Origin of the sequence: uncultured Porphyromonas sp. (genome assembly GCF_938023125.1) — a bacterium.
Taxonomy (GTDB): Bacteria; Bacteroidota; Bacteroidia; order Bacteroidales; family Porphyromonadaceae; genus Porphyromonas.
The window spans coordinates 13,458-31,283 of the sequence record NZ_CALHDW010000013.1; the positions used below are offsets into that span (position 1 = coordinate 13,458).

At 48.2% G+C, this 17,826-nt stretch carries 14 protein-coding genes and 1 pseudogene; 2 read left to right on the top strand and 13 right to left on the bottom strand.

Annotated features, from left to right (window positions below; translation table 11 throughout):
* Positions 1 to 91: 91 nt before the first annotated feature.
* Both Q0090_RS03985 and Q0090_RS03990 read left to right on the top strand, forming a co-directional pair.
* Positions 92 to 2,464 carry a TonB-dependent receptor gene (locus Q0090_RS03985; protein WP_297947684.1) on the top strand — a complete coding sequence of 791 codons (2,373 nt, stop codon included), beginning with the start codon at positions 92 to 94 and terminating at the stop codon, positions 2,462 to 2,464.
* Between the two features lie 124 nt (positions 2,465 to 2,588).
* Complete coding sequence (locus Q0090_RS03990) at positions 2,589 to 3,368, top strand: patatin-like phospholipase family protein (RefSeq protein WP_297947686.1); 780 nt, start codon at positions 2,589 to 2,591, stop codon at positions 3,366 to 3,368.
* Between the two features lie 8 nt (positions 3,369 to 3,376).
* On the opposite strand, the gene Q0090_RS03995 is transcribed toward Q0090_RS03990, so the two are convergent.
* The 13 genes and pseudogenes from Q0090_RS03995 to Q0090_RS04050 all read right to left on the bottom strand — a co-directional run bounded on the left by Q0090_RS03995 (position 3,377) and on the right by Q0090_RS04050 (position 17,819).
* The gene (locus Q0090_RS03995; protein WP_297947688.1) at positions 3,377 to 4,387 is read right to left on the bottom strand and encodes an ABC transporter ATP-binding protein; all 1,011 of its coding nucleotides are present in this window, start codon (positions 4,385 to 4,387) and stop codon (positions 3,377 to 3,379) included.
* The gene (locus Q0090_RS04000; protein WP_297947690.1) at positions 4,384 to 5,424 is read right to left on the bottom strand and encodes an iron ABC transporter permease; all 1,041 of its coding nucleotides are present in this window, start codon (positions 5,422 to 5,424) and stop codon (positions 4,384 to 4,386) included. Before Q0090_RS04000 ends, Q0090_RS03995 begins: the two co-directional genes overlap by 4 nt.
* A gap of 26 nt (positions 5,425 to 5,450) precedes the next feature.
* Positions 5,451 to 6,620: an ABC transporter substrate-binding protein gene (locus tag Q0090_RS04005; RefSeq protein WP_297947692.1), complete on the bottom strand. Its 1,170-nt coding sequence runs from the start codon at positions 6,618 to 6,620 to the stop codon at positions 5,451 to 5,453.
* A gap of 106 nt (positions 6,621 to 6,726) precedes the next feature.
* Entirely contained in the window at positions 6,727 to 7,944 is a 1,218-nt protein-coding gene (locus Q0090_RS04010; protein ID WP_297947694.1) for an FprA family A-type flavoprotein, read from the bottom strand.
* Positions 7,945 to 7,966: 22 nt separating this feature from the next.
* Positions 7,967 to 8,833, bottom strand: a complete 867-nt coding sequence (gene lgt, locus Q0090_RS04015; RefSeq protein ID WP_297947696.1) for a prolipoprotein diacylglyceryl transferase — start codon at positions 8,831 to 8,833, stop codon at positions 7,967 to 7,969.
* A 6-nt stretch (positions 8,834 to 8,839) separates the two neighbouring features.
* Positions 8,840 to 9,742: a diaminopimelate dehydrogenase gene (locus Q0090_RS04020; RefSeq protein WP_297947698.1), complete on the bottom strand. Its 903-nt coding sequence runs from the start codon at positions 9,740 to 9,742 to the stop codon at positions 8,840 to 8,842.
* A 4-nt stretch (positions 9,743 to 9,746) separates the two neighbouring features.
* A complete protein-coding gene (gene lipB, locus Q0090_RS07985) occupies positions 9,747 to 10,559 on the bottom strand; it encodes a lipoyl(octanoyl) transferase LipB (RefSeq protein WP_366136308.1) in 813 nt (270 codons plus the stop codon).
* A 51-nt stretch (positions 10,560 to 10,610) separates the two neighbouring features.
* Positions 10,611 to 11,285, bottom strand: a pseudogene (locus Q0090_RS07990) (MBL fold metallo-hydrolase); the annotation flags it as partial.
* A gap of 15 nt (positions 11,286 to 11,300) precedes the next feature.
* Positions 11,301 to 12,335, bottom strand: a complete 1,035-nt coding sequence (murB, locus tag Q0090_RS04030; protein ID WP_297947702.1) for a UDP-N-acetylmuramate dehydrogenase — start codon at positions 12,333 to 12,335, stop codon at positions 11,301 to 11,303.
* A gap of 3 nt (positions 12,336 to 12,338) precedes the next feature.
* A complete protein-coding gene (locus Q0090_RS04035) occupies positions 12,339 to 12,830 on the bottom strand; it encodes an SPOR domain-containing protein (protein WP_004334415.1) in 492 nt (163 codons plus the stop codon).
* Positions 12,831 to 13,019: 189 nt separating this feature from the next.
* Positions 13,020 to 13,817, bottom strand: a complete 798-nt coding sequence (gene truA, locus Q0090_RS04040; RefSeq protein WP_297947704.1) for a tRNA pseudouridine(38-40) synthase TruA — start codon at positions 13,815 to 13,817, stop codon at positions 13,020 to 13,022.
* Between the two features lie 6 nt (positions 13,818 to 13,823).
* Positions 13,824 to 16,190 carry a type I DNA topoisomerase gene (gene topA, locus Q0090_RS04045; RefSeq protein ID WP_297947706.1) on the bottom strand — a complete coding sequence of 789 codons (2,367 nt, stop codon included), beginning with the start codon at positions 16,188 to 16,190 and terminating at the stop codon, positions 13,824 to 13,826.
* 417 nt (positions 16,191 to 16,607) lie between these two features.
* Positions 16,608 to 17,819 (bottom strand): class I SAM-dependent rRNA methyltransferase, encoded by a 1,212-nt coding sequence (locus Q0090_RS04050; protein ID WP_297947707.1) that lies wholly within the window; start codon positions 17,817 to 17,819, stop codon positions 16,608 to 16,610.
* Positions 17,820 to 17,826 lie beyond the last annotated feature (7 nt).

The following is a 17,826-nucleotide window of genomic DNA, read 5'->3' on the forward strand; positions in this document are numbered from 1 at the left end:
GGAAATATTCTCCACCTCGGTAGAAAAAGGTGTAGAGCCGTAGAAAGCGGAAAAAATACCTATTAAATTAGAAATAGAAAGGGTATATATTGTGAGACGACGTTTATTTTATTGGGTGACTATCCTGCTGCTAGGAGGAGTCTCTTTGGCTTCGGCACAAAGCGTACGAGGGAGGGTATTAGATGAGAATGGGGTGCCTATCTCATTTGCTACGATGCGCCTTCTTGTGCTGCAAGACTCTACCGTTATCAATGGCGGTGTCTCCGATGCAAATGGCTCCTTTGAGGTAGATCGTAAGGGGGCTTCTCTCCCTCTCTTGCTAAAAGGGAGCTACATGGGCATGGAAGATGTCTACCATATGATTGCAGAGGAGAGTGAGATAGAGCTACGTATGCACCCTCTCACTAGTCAACTAGAAGAGGTAACCATAACGGCTCATCGTCCCTCACATACCCTTGTTAATGGTGGGATTAGTACAACCATTGAGGGCACAACGTTAGCCCAATTGCCCAATATCTATCGTATGCTTGCCCAACTGCCCATGGTAGAGGTGCAAAATGAAGGTATAACGGTGCTGGGTAGAGGTACTCCCCTTATCTATATCAATGGTCGTAAGATGACTGATGCCACCGAGCTACAGCGTCTATCTCCACACCTTATTGAGAAGATAGATGTTGTAACTACCCCCGATGCACGATACTCAGCTTCGTCTCGAGCCGTTATTCTCATAACGGTGCGCCGCGAACCTGGGAGTGGGCTTAGCGGTATTGTACGAGGGGATGTTGAGACCTATCTCCGCAAGCAGGAAAAAATAGCTTTAGGGGATTACCTCCTTGCTGACCTGAACTATCGTGTGGGGAAGTGGGATATTCTTGCTTCTGTGAGTCAGTATAATAGTTTCTTTGTAAAGGATATGAAGGCTGACTTTTGGGGGCGAGCGGATGGCAATGAGTGGCATAATAGATCTACTTTGACTTATGAAAAGCAGCACAACCGCATTCAGTCTTCCCTTGGTCTTAGCTATACGGATGCCCTCAATAGTGCGGGGGTAAAATACAAAGGCACGTGGGAACCTTTGTCTCGAGAGGTACTTTCTACCGAATTGTACTCACTACGCAATAGTGGGTCGGAAGAGAAGCTTTGTAATCGGGATCATCAGAGAACCTTTCCTCATCTATCACATCGGGCTAATGCTTACTATATTCGTAAGTTAGGCTCTTGGGAGCTATCAGCAGATGGAGACTTTTACAGCTCCTCTTATAAGGGAGAGGGTGTAGTGGTAGAGGGGAAGAGCTTCGACCAAATTGATCATACCTATGTCAGTAAGAAAGGTGCTACTAATCAGGCTTGGGGTGTTCGCTCCGAAGTGCGCGGCCCCCTTTGGGGAGGAACATCTTCTTTGGGGATGGAGTACTCAAGCACGAAGCGTGGGGATACTTATCAAGCTGCCGCAGAGCTAAATCTCCCGAGTAATAATACCCAAATCAAAGAGCAGCAATTCGCCTTTTATCTAGGGCACTCTATGCTTATTGCCGATAAGGTGCAATGCTCGTTGGGGCTACGCTTGGAGCGAGTAGAGAGCGATTATACCTCTCAAGGTAAGCGAGTGCCGGAGCTTAGCCGTCAGTATTTCAATCTCTTCCCTAATTTCTCTTTGGCAACTCGTCTTTGGGGAATGAATGTACAACTTGCATTTAACTCTCGCATTGAGCGTCCCCAATATTGGCAGTTGCGTTCGGATTATAGCTATATCAGCCGCTTTGAGTACCAAACGGGAGATCCCAACCTTCGACCCGGGCTCACCTATGCTACGGAGTTTACGCTCAATCGTAAATGGATTACATTCCTTCTATCCCATCAGTATCTCAAACATAGCATTCAGCAGGTTACAACTCGTATGCCCGATATACAGGAGGAGGGAAAGTATCGCCCCTTTACTACGCTTCTCACTCAAATCAATGAGCAGCCTTTTCACAGGATGCAGGCAATGCTTATCCTCTCCCCTAAGATTGGGTTTTGGAGCCCCTCCTACACTATTGGAGCCCTCAAACAAGTTGGTTTTTATCGCTACGATTTTGAGGAGCGAGTAGCTCTTTCCAAGCCATGTCTTTATATTGCTCTCAAGAATAATTTTGCTCTACCCTATGATGTCCTTTTGGGGGCTAATTTCGAACTTCTAGGCTTTGGAGATATAGGGAATGCTTCCTTCGAGAAACCCCAGATCCGGAGTTCTTTAGAGCTAGGTAAGCAATGGTTGGGAGGAAAACTTTCGACGAATTTATACCTTTCGGATCCCATTAGAAACGAACACTATCGTATGGTCTCTCGCTATTCTCACCTTCTAATATCTAATTTTTACTCTCCTGAGATCTCTTTTTCTGTCTCCTATCGGTTTAATACCACAAAGAGTAATTATCGTGGGCGCGGAGCTCTCGACCGCGAGGTTAGTCGTATGAGTAGGTAGGGTGGCTCTGGGGATAATTTCCCCACGCCAAGCTGAGGGATGGCGAAGAGCATATAATAAAGGGGAAAATAGGTCGGAGTGGTCAATTTTCTTGTGTACTTTTGTGAAAGTAAATAAGAAGAGTATGATTCGCTACAAGATAGGCTTAGCTCTCAGTGGGGGTAGTATCAAGGGGTTTGCTCACCTCGGTGTGCTCCAATATATGGATGAGATTGGGCTCAAACCCGATATAATAGCCGGTACCAGTGCCGGAGCTATCATGGGGGCTTTTTATGCCGATGGATACAGCCCCAAGGAGATATTTGAGATTTTTTCTTCTGTCGGCTTCCGAGGAATGACCTCTCTACTACCGAAGCGTGGGGGGATGTTCTCAACGAAAAACTTTATGGAGCGGCTCAGAACCTATCTCCATCACCAGAATATAGAAGAGCTACCCATCCCGCTGCGCATCGTGGCTACCGATTTGGATAATGGTTGTCAGCATGTTTTCTCCGAGGGATCTCTTCCCGAGCGCATCATGGCCTCTTGTAGTATTCCCGTACTATTTCAACCGATCGTGATCGATAGGGTCTCCTATGTTGATGGTGGGCTATTCCGCAACTTCCCCGTCACGGTGATCCGAGAGGAATGCGACAAGGTAATCGGGGTAAACCTAGGACCCGAAACATTTCGTCGCTATAAGAAAACTATTAGAGGGGTAGCCGAGCGTTCGTGGCAATTGGTTTTTCGTCAGAATACACGCATTGATAAAGAAGTTTGCGACCTCCTCCTAGAAACTTTTAAGGTAATGAAATTTGGGATGTTTGAGGTGAGTAGTGCCGCAGAGATCATGGCGCTTGGCTATCGTATGGCACAGCGTAGTGGCATGGAGCACTTCCTACCCATACAGTTGCCCTCGGAGTAATCCTTCTACTATTTCTCTAGGATAATCTCTAGAAGGGCTTCTATATTGCTTGCCTCTCGTTCGGATTGATTGAGAGAGCCATATATAAATTTTGAAGGATAGACTTTGATATATTCTCCGCTTACCTCTTCTTCGGAGGTGGGGTAAGTGGCTATGTTGTAGCGGGAGAGTGCTTTTTGCACCATCGAGGCTCGCTGGCCGTCGCCGATTAGAGCGATAGTGGATTTCGTATCCCTTTCGATCGAAAATAATCCTGTTTGGAGATCGAATCGGATACCACGCCCTGCCAAGAAGTTACTCAGCGTTCCATCTAAGGCAAGATCCTCCGGAGTGCCGACTCTCAGGCCTTCTTTTTTGTCAAGCGTCCATATCTTATCTGCAATCCGTAGGGCAAGTTCGAGATCGTGCGTGCTCAAAAATATGCTTTTCTTGAGGGTGTGTGCAAGACGGAACAAAAGATACATTACCTCCACTTTGGCGGGGAAGTCGAGAAATGCGGTGGGCTCGTCTAAGAAAATAATAGGAGTCTCTTGGGCTATAGCCTTGGCAATCATTACCTTTTGTCTTTCCCCATCACTGAGCGTCTGTACCATGCGATCTCGTAGGTTGCTTATACCCACGGCCTCGATGGATTCCTCTACGATTTTTTTATCCCTAGGCATGAGTTTGCCCCAAAATCCGGTATGGGGGCTTCGTCCTAGAGCTACCATCTCAAAGGCAGTCATATTGCGGAGGTCGCATTTCTCGGTCAGTACTACGGCTATGAGCTGGGCAAGTTGTTTCGGTTTGTAGAAAGAAAAATCTTTGTCAAGTAGGGTAATTGCGCCCGCTCTTCTCGGCAAGAAGCCTGCCAAGGTATAGAGAAGGGTAGACTTGCCTGCACCATTTGCGCCAAGTAGGCAGGTCAGCTCCCCACGATAGAGCGAAGCCGAGAGGTGCGAGGAGACAATGTGTTCGCCCCAACGCCCTTCGTAGCCTGTGCTAAGCTCCTCTAGTGTGATACTTGGCTGTTTGTTCATTCTCGTATTTCTCCGCGATGCTTGCTAAAAAGTACAGATATGACTACCGGAGCACCAATGAGGGCTGTTACCGAATTGATGGGAAGAGCCCCCTCAAACCCGGGAAGTCGTGCAATGAGGTTGCACAGAAGGGCAATGGCACTCCCCAAAAGGATGGATGTAGGTACCAGTATGCGGTGATCGGAGGTCTGGAAAACGCTGCGACAGAGGTGGGGTACAGCCAGTCCGAGGAAGATGATAGGTCCACAGAAAGCGGTTACTAGGGCAACCAATGCTCCCGAGGTGGTGATGACCAAGAGACGTGCTCTCTTGATATTCAATCCCAAACTGCGGGCATAACTCTCGCCCAAGAGCATGAGGTTGAGCGTTTTGATAAGTAAAAAACTAAGGGAGAGGAGTACAAGAATCAGTACAACAAATAGGGGCACTTGCGATGGGGAGATGCGAGAGAAGCTTCCCAATCCCCAGAAGACATAAGCCTTAATATCCTCTTCTACACTAAAGTATTTGAGTACCCCTATCACCGCATTCACTACATAACCTATCATTACCCCAATGATAAGAAGTGTTACATTCCCCTTTACTCGCTGTGATACGTAGGCTACGAGTACCATAATGGCAAACGACCCTAGTATTGCACCCAGGGTAACAGCGACCTCGCCCAAGATACCCAAAGAGCTAAGAGCTACCCCACCTAAACTACCCGATAGCAGGACAATAAGGGCAACCCCTAGGCTTGCCCCCGAGCTAATACCCAATACAGACGGCCCTGCAAGGGGATTGCGAAAGACCGTTTGCATCAGTAACCCACTCACAGAGAGCCCGGCTCCGGCAATCATGGCCGTGAGAGACTGGGGAATGCGAGACTTCGTTACTATGTTGAACCAAATAGGTTCGGATGCGTCGCCCTCTAGGCAGATCTTTATAATCGAATTTAGGGGAATGGAGACCGAGCCTAGAGCGAGGTTGAGCAGAAACAGCAGCACAATACCCCCTACAAGAAGGATGATTTTGGAGGATAAGGCAAGTTGTTTCATAAAGGGGGAAACGTGCTAGTTTGCTTTTAATGCTCGAGTCGATGGTAGTACGTAGGGGAGTACTCTGGGAGCAACTCGGGGTGGAATACCTTTATGAAGTCCTTGAGTAGTAGGTCGGGGTGGATGATGGCAGACTCGTAATAGGGGGTGGTGGATAGGTTGCAATAGATAACACCCTTTTCCTTAAATGCCTTAAAGTCTTTGTACCGCTCGTCTTGAGCTTGTAGGGCTCCATAGGTAAATTCCCCATCAAAGCTACTTAGGATGCGCCAATAATCCACCTCAGCAGCTTTGCTATAGATGGTCTCGAAGTCTAGGGTAACGCCTCCGGTATTGGGGTCATCTTTGAGAAAGTAATCAGCGCCTGCATCTCGGAATAGTTGTGCAAGAAAGCTCTTACCACCTACAGCGTACCAAGTGCCACTCTTGAGATCACCACTAAAGACCGTTGGGCGAGGTGTTGCCTTCTCGGCTATTTCTTTCCACTTGTTGTATTCGTCTCTTAGCTCGGCAAATACCTTATTAGCCTCACTCTCTTTACCCAGCAGTAGCCCAATGAACTTAATCCATTCCGCTTGCCCTAGAGGGCTATTCTCCTTATATCCCAGATGGGGGATTAGGGGGATATCTACGTCTTTGAGGTCGTCGTAGCCTCCTCGTTTGAAGGGTGAAATCAGGATAATATCAGGCTCTATCGCCATTACTACCTCTCTATCGAAATTTCCTTCGATGCCTATTTTGTTGATTTTCCCGCTCTTTATTCGCTCCTTAACCTCCTGATTAAATAGATGTCGGGTGCTACTCATCCCCACCACCTTGTCTAGTTGGTCGAGAGCGATGAAGTTGGATAGCTGTAGGGTAGTCATACAAACAACCCGATTAAGCGGTATCACAACCTGTGTGTATTCGCTAGGGATGGCACTTTTGTCGCACTGTGCAGCATCCTGAATAAAGGCAAAGTGATATTGAGTAGCCTCTTCGGGGTTTTGGGGATCCGATAGGGTAGCGAGTACTGCTCCGGGGATATATTGTAGACGAAAACCCTCAGCATACTCTACCTCAATACGCTTAGTAGCGTCTCCGGTGTACTGCAAAGAGTCTTCTTTTGTTTGGTTGGATTGTTTCCCATTAGAGCAAGCCGAAACAGCCCCCCAGAGGAAGAGCGTGAAGAAAGAGTAGAAGAGGATTTTTTTCATACGAGGTTAGCTAGCAAGAGGGCTATAATCTGTAAAGCACCACCGAAGGGCTCTTCTTTCTGAGTCAGGAAAGGGCTCGTTCGGTGGTTTTAGAGGGGAGAAAGGGTTAAGCCTCTGGGTATAGTTCGTGCAAGCGATCGGCTACTTCTTTACCCAATTCAAAGGCTTTGTTTAGATCCTCTTCGTTGGGGGCACCCATTTGTTCTAGAGGAGTACCAACGAGCTCCCAGCCCATTTCTTCGGCAAAGGGAGTAAGCTTGCGCACAGCCTGTCCGGCCCATGAGCAAGAACCGAATATAGCGCAAATGTGATTCTTTACTTCTCTGAGTCGGATCATATTGAGCATATTCTGGATCGGCATGTAGATCTCGTTGCTATAGGTGGGGCAGCCTACGATAAGGGCACGATATCGGAATAGGTCGCGGAGAATGTAGGAGGGATTTGTGCGCGATACATCGTGGCAAACTACCTCTTTGATACCGGCTTCTCCAAGGCCTCGTGCTATGGTGTCGGCCATTACAGTGGTATTGCCATACATACTTCCGTAGAGTACTACAGCTCCCTTTTGGGTATCGTATTTACTTAGTTGGTCGTAGATGGCAAGGGCACGTGGGAAGCCTTCATTGGTCCATACGGGTCCGTGGGTGGAGCAAATAGCATTGAGGGTAAGGTTCATCCCAAGTACTTTGGTAAGTGCTTTTTGCACGAAAGGACCGTACTTTCCTACGATGCAGGCATAGTAGCGATACATCTCTGTGTAGTACATCTCCAGCGAGAGCTTGTGGTCGAGCACGTGCGAATCAAGAGAACCAAATGTACCAAAGGCATCTGCCGAGAAGAGTACGCCTTCCGTAGTATCGTAGGTAAACATTACCTCCGGCCAATGTACCATGGGTGCCATAATGAAGGTGAGGTTGTGGTTACCTATAGACAACGTATCTCCATCATTTACGGTGATGAGATCTGCTTTTAGGTCTGGGTAATAGGCCTGAAGCATATTAAAAGTCTTTTTGTTGCCGACTAGTTGAATGTTGGGGTAGTGGCGTTGCAGCATCCCGATAGAGCCACTATGATCGGGCTCCATGTGGTCGATTACGAGATAATCGATGGGACGATCCCCAATGATTCGCTCTATTTGACGGAAGAACTGTTCGGAGTAACAGATATCTACGGTATCTATAAGGGTGATCTTTTCATCCACAATAAGATACGAGTTGTAGCTTACCCCATGGGGGAGTGGCCACATGCTTTCGAAGAGATCTTTGGTGCGATCGTTTACACCTACGTAGTAAATAGAAGGGGTAATGTTTATCTGAGGAATCATAGGATATGTATTAAAAGTGGGTTTAGTTTTCTTTTTTCTTTGGGAGAGGAGCAACCTCTAGTGCGGGGCGACGCAGTGCGTAGATGATAAGAGCGAGCCCTGCAATTATAAATGGGATACTTAGGATTTGTCCTTGATTTAGCCCAATGGTATCTACCCATTTTAGCTCCCAAGCCTCTTGTACAAACTTCAATTTCTCTATGAAGATTCGAGCGGTAAATGTGCCAAAAAGGAACCATCCCAAAATCAATCCCGGGCGGCGGCGAGCAGCATCTCGACCCCAATAAAGCCAGCAACACACCCCAAACACGATGAGGTAGGCTAGGGCTTCGTAGATGGCCGTTGGGTGGCATCCCATATCTGTGTTGAGGGCGAGATATTCCTGAGAGCGTATAAAGCGGAATGCCCAGGGGAGGTCTGTGGTCACGCCAAATATCTCACTATTCATGAGGTTGCCAATACGGATCATGGCCGCAACGAGCCCCACGGGTACGGCAAGTCTGTCTAGTGTCCATGTAATAGGCTTATGGGTCACCTTACGCGAGAAGATCCATACGGCGATGATAATCCCTATGGTTCCTCCGTGGCTGGCGAGCCCACCTTCCCATACTTTGAATATCTCGAGGGGGTTAGCCAGGTAATGAGCCGGATCGTAGAATAGGCAGTGCCCGAGTCTGGCTCCTACAATGGTACTGATAACAATGTACCACCAAAGTTTCTCAAACCAACTATCGGGGAGTTGCTCCCGCTTCCAGATAAGTCGCTCGATATAGGGGCCTAGTAGAATGAGCCCAAGACTGAAAAGCAGGCTATACCAGCGTACATCTCTCCCAAAGAGGGTGAATAGAGTAGGATCAACGTCCCAAGTTATAGCGTTAAGGGTAAACATAATTCTTTAGCAGAGTTTGGTGATCCATTTTTCCCGATCCCCCGGTAGAAGATCAATCGGGGCGATCTCCGGCATGGTATAGGCACCGGGAGGCATTCTGAGGGCAGCTCGGGCAGCACAAACCATCACCTGAGCTGTAAGAGCCGGGTTATTGATTCTCATCTCGAAGTTGAGGTGTTGATTGTGGGTAGCTCCCGATACGCCTTTGCGTTCCATAGATACACCATGTCCCATATCGATGAGCTGATCCACATCGTCTACCACTACTACATGCGTCTCGTCATGGGCAAAGTAGTCATCTTGCTTGATACGTTGTGCTACCTCAACCTCGTTGTAGCCTGCGGCTAGCTCAATGTAAACCATACGACGATGGAGACCTGTGCCGATAGGGATCGTAACGGAGAGAGCTTTCTCCACCCCCTCAATAGCTTTTACAGCTACGGTGTGTCCCATACTCATCCCGGGACCAAAATTGGTATACGTAATGCCTTTGGGCACTATGGCTTCCATTATGGTTCGTACCATGGAGTCACTCCCGGGGTCCCATCCTGCAGAGAGAACAGCTACCGTATTATGGGCTATCGCTGCTGCATGTAGAGAGCGGCGAAGGGGTACGATACCGCTGTGAATGTCGAATGTATCCACCGTAGCAACCCCTCGAGAGAGAATATCTAGGGCATACTCTTCTACGGCACGAGTGGGGGTACATAGTAGGGCCACATCCACTTTGCCAAGCGCATCAATGGAGGTGACTACGGGAATATCTTGGAGGGCAGCGGGTTGCTTCTCCGTCAAGGAACGACGTACTACCCCAGCCAGTTCAAAGTCCGGAGAAGCCTTAATGGCGTCGAGGGCGTAACGTCCTATATTGCCATAGCCAACAATAGCTACGCGATATTTCTGATTCATATTCCTATATCTCTATACTTTCTTTGTCGTGTTTCTGTTTATAGGCTTGGAAGAAGCGGCGATGGAATGCCTCCTCAACCTGCTGTTTTACAAGCTCCATGGAGGTGGGTTTATCCATCTCTTGAGCCATCGAAGTTACGCCCTTATTGGTGAATCCACAGGGATTTATCCATGAAAAATAGGATAGATCAGTAAATACATTAAGGGCAAACCCGTGCAATGTAACGTAGCGAGAAGAGTGAACGCCGATAGCACAAATCTTGCGAGCTCGTGGGGTATTGGGTTCTATCCAAACTCCCGTAGCGCCTTCTAAGCGTTCCCCATGGATGCCGTTCACCCTTAGTGCATCGATAATACATTGCTCTAGGGTATATATGTATTGTTTGATACCCATCCCAAATTGCTCTAGGTCGAAGATGGGATAACCCGTGATCTGTCCCGGCCCATGATAGGTAATGTCTCCGCCTCGGTCGATATGATGAAGGGAAATCCCCTTTGCGTGTAAAGCCTCTTCGGGGAGGAGGAGGTTGCTTTCTTTTCCATGCTTCCCGAGCGTAAAAACCGGCTCATGCTCACAAAAGAGAAGGGTGTTTTGGGGGGCTTCTCCCCGGTGCTTTTGCTCTATGGCTCTTTGGAATAATTCTTTTTGTAGAGCATAAGCCTCATCATAGGGGATGCTCTGGCAATCTCGGAATTCGTAGGGAAGATGAGCTGCAAGAGAGGCTTTAAAGCCCTTTTTGTTGCAGATCTCAAGATGCTCGCCTATGCGCTCAAGTCTGAGACCATCGTAACTGGCAATGACTCCCTCCGGAAGCATTTTTGCCAAGTCTACAGCACAAGGCGCATGATGCGATAGGTGTATAATGTAGGTGTTTCTTGCCTCGACCTTTTTGCCGAGAGCTATTGCCTCTTCGATGGTTTGATGGGTAGGATGAGGCTTGGTAAAGCGTAACCCATTGACCAAAAGGGTATCTACACCGCGCAGTTTCTCTACCTCTTCGTCTGTAATTGTCTTCAGATCGGTGATGAAGGCAAAGTCGCCAACCCTAAATCCTGTGATGGGGAGTCTCCCATGAAACACGCGTATGGGTTCGAAGGTAAGCCCTTCTACTTCGAAAGGAGCTAATGAGATCTCCCGAAGCTTGAGTCTGGGAGCGCCAAGGTAGGGCGTCTTCCCAAAATAGTAATGTAGGCGGTATCGGATTGCCTCTAGTATACGATTTTCTGCGTAGATCGGTAGATCTCGAGCCCATGCTATGGTGCGCAGGTCATCGAGTCCGGCAATGTGATCGTAGTGTTCGTGGCTTAAAACAATGGCGTCTAGCTCATCTATTTCTGCAAGGATGGCTTGTTGCCTAAAGTCGGGACTGCAATCTAAGAGGATCTTTTTCCCTTCGTTTGTTTCTAAAAGGACAGAGGTACGGGTTCGCTTGTCGGCAGGGTCTGTACTCAGGCAGGTACTACAATAGCAACCCACCTCAGGTACTCCAGTACTGGTGCCGGATCCTAAAATCCGTACAGATTTGATCTCTTTTTTCTGCATCTCCACTTCGTTGGGTCAGTTGGTAGCTGGGGCTCCAATATAACGAACTTCTGGATGGAGGGTTACACCAAAGGCTGCTTCTACTTTTTCGACCAATAGGGATGCAAATTGAGCAACATCTGTACCCTTTGCACCTCCCTGATTGACCAATATAAGCGGTTGCCGCTCGTAGGTCCCAACACTTCCTACACGATACCCTTTGAGTCCGGCTTTATCTAATAACCATGCTGCCGATAGCTTTACCCCTTGCGATGCCGGATAGTGTGGCATATCGGGATACTTCTTCTCTAGCTCTTGGTAAACCTCTAAAGAGACAATAGGGTTCATGAAAAAACTTCCTGCATTGGGAAGTACTTTAGGATCTGGGAGCTTTGCTTGGCGAATCTCAATAACAGCCTTTCGTACATCCTGGGGAGTTACATCACCACTTGGTAGGTAGTCGTGTAGAGCCTTGTAGGAGAGATTTACACTTGCTTTGCGCAAGAGGGAGAAGACCACATGCGTAATAATGTAGCGCTCGGCCTCCTTCTCTTTGAAGTAACTATAGCGGTAGTCGTAGAGGCACTCCTTGGGGGAGAAAACTCGTTTAGCCCGCGTCTTGAGGTCGAATGCCTCTACTTGGTATATCAGCTGGGCTACTTCGCTACCATAAGCGCCTATATTTTGCACGGCGGCAGCACCCACAGAGCCTGGTATCCAAGAGAGGTTTTCGGCTCCGTAGTAGCCTTGCTCTAGAGACCAGGCAACAAATTCATCCCAAACAATACCCGATCCAATGCGTAGCAAAACGGTCTCTTGGTCCTCGTCTTTGGGCGTGGGAAGTACCTCTCTATCCCTGATCTCGGAGTAGAGTATAGCCCCATGGTAGTCGTTGAGGAATAACAAATTACTTCCCTCACCGATAGCTAGGTAGGGAAGGCTTGTAAAGTATTCGTCGCGGGCTAGACGATCAAGATCGTCGAGAGAATGATACGAAACCCACCAGTCCGCAGTGGCTTCGATACCGAAGGTATTGTGCGAGACTAGTGGGAATTTCTCTTTTATTTCCATCGATTAGCGAGCTTCTCTTTCAAGCAGCCAAGCGTCTTGGAACTGAGGAGCAAAACGTTCTTTGATTTGTTCGCGACTAGAAACGGCTTCTTCGCGGCTCATAAAGCTTGCCACGATTACGCGGATCATTCCGTGTTCGTTTTCTGCAAGGATGGGCTTAAAACCTGCTTCTTCCATGCGTTCCTTTAGAGAAAGTGCATTGGTGCGGTTTTGGAAGCTTCCGATAACTACGCTATAGCGATTGAGACGGTTTGCATCTTCACCTTCGGAAGGAGTGAGACGCTCGCGACGCATTTGTACAGAACTCTGAGCAGGCTTTGACACGATGATGTCGTTTTCGTCTGCCTCTGGAGCATGGTTCGAAGATTGATTTTGAGCAATCTCACGTTGCTTTGCTTTCTCGTATACCTGGCGATAAGTGCTTTGTTTGGGCTTGCAGGCTCCGAGAGAAACCACGAGAGCAAGTGCAGAAAGTGCAATAATTGATTTCTTCATCTGTCTATCAATATTTAGAGTTTCCAATACTTATGTACACCACCTTAGGGAGTTCTTTGTACGAGAGTCGCTCTCCCGATATTCCCCGTAGGTTGAGACTGAACCAAAGAGCCGAAGGAATCTCCATCGATTCTACGCAGTGTCACAAAGGTAGTGAGTTTTTTGTTTCGAACCACTCTTACCACCTTGTTAGAGAGAAGAAGGGTTATCTGTCTGGGGTGTATTGCTGTCTAAGTAAATCTCTTTTGGGTACTCCACATGAGCTAAAAAGAGGGCTTCTCCACGCACTGAGGCGCCTGCTCTATTGCGATCTTGTGCTCGAATAATCTCTATAATATCTTCGGGAGCAAGGGTCGAAGCCCCCACTTCTAAGAGAGTGCCCACAATGGCACGTACCATATTGCGTAAGAAGCGATTGGCTGTAATGCTAAATTGCCAAGTAGAAGGGTAGGGCGAGGGGGACCAAAAAGCCTCTTGTATCGTACATACATTGGTGTGCGTATCGGTATGTAACCGACTAAAACTGGTAAAGTCGTGTGTGCCAAGGAGGTATTGAGCCGCTTGGTTCATCTTCTCAATATCGGGAAAAGGGCGTACCGGTAGCACCCATTGCCTATTGAATGGGTCGCGTTCTTCAGCTATAAAGTAGAGATAGCGGCGAGATGTTGCATCGAAGCGTGCGTGGGCACCAGGCTGCACCGGCGTAATGCTTCGGACATCTATGCTATTGGGTAAGATGCCATTGAGACTTTTGCGCCAGCGATAAGGTGTTCCCTTTGCAGTCTCGGGTATATCCACATGAGCCGGCAAGGAGTAAGCATTCACCCCCGCATCGGTACGCCCCGCTCCCACAATGGAGATAGGGGTGCGAAAAAGAAGGGATAGAGCTTCCTCTACCACTTGCTGCACGGCAAGCCCATTGGGTTGGCGTTGCCAACCACAATAGCTACTTCCATCGAAGGCTATGTCTAAGAAATAGCGAGGCATAGAGAGCTACTTTTTGGACTTGGTAGTCGTTCGTTTGCTGGTCGAACCTTTGCGAGTACCTGATGGATGACCATCCTTCATAATATTGAGGCACTCTTCGTAAGTAAGTTCGGCTGCCCGCTCTTTTTGCTCTTTGCTTAGTTTATAGTTTTCCTTTCCATGTTTGAGGAAAGGACCAAAACGTCCCGTGCGTATGGTGAGCTCCGGATCCTCAGAGAACCTCTTTAGCTCAGCTTTTATCTCCTCTTCACGTTTCGCCTGTATGAGTGCTATACACTCATCTAGTGTGATGGAAAGAGGATCGTACTGCTTAGGAATAGAGGTGAACTTGCCTGCGTGTTGAATGTAGGGACCGAAGCGACCCGAAGCCACTTTTACGTCATTCCCCTCAAATTGACCCGCAGTGCGTGGTAATTTGAAGAGGTCTAGAGCCTCCTCCAGTGTAATGGTTTGGATGGATTGTCCCTCCCGTAGTGATGCAAAGCTAGCCTTTTCGGTAGGCGTATTCTCCCCTATTTGTACCAAAGGGCCGTAGCGTCCAATGCGTACTGTTACAGCTTTGTTTGTGGCAGGGTCAATGCCTAGATTTCGTTCTCCTCTGGCGTGATTGTCAAAGGACTCTAGAGCCGTCTCCACCATGGGATGGAAGAGGGTGTAGAATTGTTCCATGGTGTTGGTCCAAATCTCTTTCCCTTCGGCTATTCGGTCGAAGAGCCCTTCTACTTGAGCCGTAAAGTTGTAATCGATAACCTTTGGGAAGTTCTCTACAAGAAAATCATTCACCACAATCCCGATGTCTGTGGGGAGAAGTTTGCCCTTATCGGCTCCTACCTTCTCGGTACGTATCTTGAGAGTAGGTGTGGGATGCTGGGCGTTGCAGATATAGTCGTGATACTGATGTTCGGTACCACTACCGGTCCCTTTTTGTACGTACTCTCTAGCTTGTATAACTTGTATTGTGGGAGCATAAGTAGAGGGTCGACCGATACCAAGCTCTTCTAATCTGCGTACGAGAGAGGCTTCTGAGTAGCGAGCCGGAGCGCGTGTTATATGCTCTGTAGCAACGAGCTCTTGGGTGTTGAGCAATTCTCCCTTACTAAGAGTGGGGAGTTGATGGGTATTGTCCTTTTCTTCCTCTTCGTCGCTATGAGAAGTATAGTTGTAGGCTTTGAGAAATCCCTCGAAGCGGATTACTTCACCCTCTGCTACGAAAACGTCGTTAGAGGTCTGTCCCCTAAAGGTTGCCGTTGTCTTCTCCAAAACGATGTCTGCCATCTGGGAGGCTAGAGTCCGTTTATGGATCATTTCGTAGAGTTTTTGCTCTTGGGGAGTACCCGAGATACTTTCTCTGCTAAGGTCTGTAGGGCGGATAGCTTCGTGTGCCTCTTGTGCTCCCTTACTCTTTGTCTTGTACTTCCGTAGTTGGTAGTAGCTCTCGCCCCATCGCTCTTTTATGGCTTTGGCAGCACTATTGAGTGCCAACGTGGAGAGGTTAACGGAGTCCGTTCGCATATAGGTAATGTGCCCCGATTCATAGAGTTTTTGGGCTATACGCATGGTTGTCCCCACGGTGTAACCTAGTTTGCGAGCAGCCTCTTGCTGTAGAGTAGATGTGGTAAAGGGGGCTGCAGGAGAGCGTTTCCCGGGTTTACTCACGAGACTTAGTACCTCCATCTCTTGAGCGCTGTTACGGCTTAGGAAATCCTTGGCTTCTTCCGCGGTATCAAATGCTTTTTCTGCAATGGCTTGCAGGGTTTCCCCTTCCGTTTGTTTGCAAAGAGCCGCTATAACTTTATACGAAGAAGAAGGACTGAATTGCTGAATCTCTCGCTCTCTATCCACGATGAGACGGACGGCTACCGACTGTACACGTCCTGCTGAGAGAGCCGGTTTGATACGCTTCCATAGGATGGGAGAAAGCTCAAATCCTACGATGCGGTCAAGTACGCGGCGGGCTTGTTGTGCATCTACAAGGTTGAGGTCAATATCCCGAGGATGGGCAATAGCATAGTCTATTGCTTGCTGTGTTATTTCGTGGAAAACAATCCTTTTTGTTGGTTTCCCTGCACGTTCTAGCACCTCATACAGATGCCAAGCGATAGCCTCTCCCTCGCGGTCTTCATCGGATGCTAACCACACCATCTCGGCATTGTCGGCTGCTTGCTTTAGCTCTCGTACCACAGCAATCTTATCCTTACTTATAATGTAGTTGGGGGCGAATTGTTGGGAAATATCTATACCTAATCCACTCTTTTTTAAGTCGCGAATATGTCCGTAGCTTGAGAGTACTCGGAAGCCTTTCCCAAGAAATTTCTCTATCGTCTTAGCTTTGGCAGGTGATTCGACAATCACGAGGTTAGGGGTCTTTTGCATCGCTTTTCCGTATTTTGCGACAAAGGTAATAGGTTCATACGAACTAGAAAAGTCTCTACGAGAGCAGAGCCCCTCACGCTGTCCCTCGAAAAATCCCTTCGAAATGCTCTTCTCTCAGAAAGTTGCCATCGTCTATCCAAAGAGCCGGATCCCCAATAAAAATAGGCTATTTCGAGCTCAAATCTCACCTGATAATAAAAAATAAACAGCCCTAGATCTGGAAAAATCTAGGGCTGTTTTGGGTCTGTGTGCTGGGTGAGATTTTTTTTGAAATCACCCAGCGGGGGAGTTGAGGAATGGTCACCCGGATCTATAATCTATATCTAGAGGAATTATAAATCCTCGTTCTATTTTGTCTCGTCTTGGGGGCGCTCGTAATTACCGACTCATGCCAAGAGGCGGAGGGTACTGTGGGGATTACTCTACGTATAGAAGGAGCCCCTTGAGGTATTCTCCCTCAGGATGGTAAATGCTAATGGGGTGATCGGAGGCTTGGCGCATCTGTCGTAGAATCCGTACACTGCGCCCGGATTGTACTGCAGCCGTGAGCACCGTTAGGCGGAACTCTTCGGGAGAGACAGCTTGGGAGCAACTATAAGTGAATAGCAATCCACCCGGAGCAATTCTCTCTAGAGCAAGAGCATTGAGTTTTCGGTAGCCATTGAGAGCATTTCTTACAGCAGCGCGTTTCTTGGCAAATGCCGGAGGGTCTAGGACAATAAGATCAAAACTTCCCTTGGCAATACCCTTTAGATATTCAAAGGCATCGGCTACAACGCCTTCGTGTCTGCCGCCCGCAATGGAGTCGCCCCAGTTGCAAACTACATTTTCTTCAACGAGGGAAAGGGCTCGTGCCGAGCTATCGACCGATACAACCTCTTCTGCATTGCCTTGCAAAGCATAGAGACTGAAGCCTCCGGAATAGCAAAACATGTTGAGCACCCTTTTGCCGGAAGCCATCTCTCCCACAAGTTGGCGATTCTCTCGTTGGTCGATAAAAAATCCTGTCTTTTGTCCGTGTTCCCAATCCGGAATAAACTGGATACCATTCTCTAGTACAATCTCAGCTTTGTTGTTCCCTACTATAAAGCCATCCCCTACGTACTCTTCGCTGTGTGAGGGAAGTGTACTCGAAGATTTGTCGTAAACGGCAGTAACCTCAGGCGCAAGTAGCTTGATGAGGATATCTGCAATGACTTTGATTTGTTGGTACATACCCAAGCTGTGAGCCTGTATCACCGCTGTGGAGCCATAGATGTCAATGATAAGCCCCGGGAGTCCGTCCCCTTCGCCATGAATTAAGCGGTACACCGTATTGGTAGACGAGACTAAGTGCAGCTCTTTGCGTAGCTGGTAAGCTGCCGATATCCTTTCGAAGAAGAAGAGGGAAAGGTCGGTAATGGTCTGATGCCCATAGGTGAGCATTCTAACGGCGATACTCCCGCCTTCGTAAAAACCGGAGCCTAGAGCTTTACCATCGTGTGAGAACACTTCGACTAAACTTCCAACTTCCGGAGAGCCTTCTATGTGGGCAATGGCGCCACTAAAGATCCAGGGGTGAAAGCGGCAGACAGATTCGTCTCGACCTGCTCGTAACGTAATGTGTAGGGGAGATGGGACTGGATTCATCTATTTA

What these genes read in the sequence shown, in the direction of transcription:
- Q0090_RS03990 (WP_297947686.1), top strand. Translation starts at nt 2,589, where the DNA reads ATGATTCGCTACAAGATAGGCTTAGCTCTCAGTGGGGGTAGTATCAAG.
- Q0090_RS03995 (WP_297947688.1), bottom strand. Translation starts at nt 4,387, where the DNA reads ATGAACAAACAGCCAAGTATCACACTAGAGGAGCTTAGCACAGGCTAC.
- Q0090_RS04000 (WP_297947690.1), bottom strand. Translation starts at nt 5,424, where the DNA reads ATGAAACAACTTGCCTTATCCTCCAAAATCATCCTTCTTGTAGGGGGT.
- Q0090_RS04005 (WP_297947692.1), bottom strand. Translation starts at nt 6,620, where the DNA reads ATGAAAAAAATCCTCTTCTACTCTTTCTTCACGCTCTTCCTCTGGGGG.
- Q0090_RS04010 (WP_297947694.1), bottom strand. Translation starts at nt 7,944, where the DNA reads ATGATTCCTCAGATAAACATTACCCCTTCTATTTACTACGTAGGTGTA.
- lgt (WP_297947696.1), bottom strand. Translation starts at nt 8,833, where the DNA reads ATGTTTACCCTTAACGCTATAACTTGGGACGTTGATCCTACTCTATTC.
- Q0090_RS04020 (WP_297947698.1), bottom strand. Translation starts at nt 9,742, where the DNA reads ATGAATCAGAAATATCGCGTAGCTATTGTTGGCTATGGCAATATAGGA.
- lipB (WP_366136308.1), bottom strand. Translation starts at nt 10,559, where the DNA reads ATGCTTCCGGAGGGAGTCATTGCCAGTTACGATGGTCTCAGACTTGAG.
- murB (WP_297947702.1), bottom strand. Translation starts at nt 12,335, where the DNA reads ATGGAAATAAAAGAGAAATTCCCACTAGTCTCGCACAATACCTTCGGT.
- Q0090_RS04035 (WP_004334415.1), bottom strand. Translation starts at nt 12,830, where the DNA reads ATGAAGAAATCAATTATTGCACTTTCTGCACTTGCTCTCGTGGTTTCT.
- truA (WP_297947704.1), bottom strand. Translation starts at nt 13,817, where the DNA reads ATGCCTCGCTATTTCTTAGACATAGCCTTCGATGGAAGTAGCTATTGT.
- topA (WP_297947706.1), bottom strand. Translation starts at nt 16,190, where the DNA reads ATGCAAAAGACCCCTAACCTCGTGATTGTCGAATCACCTGCCAAAGCT.
- Q0090_RS04050 (WP_297947707.1), bottom strand. Translation starts at nt 17,819, where the DNA reads ATGAATCCAGTCCCATCTCCCCTACACATTACGTTACGAGCAGGTCGA.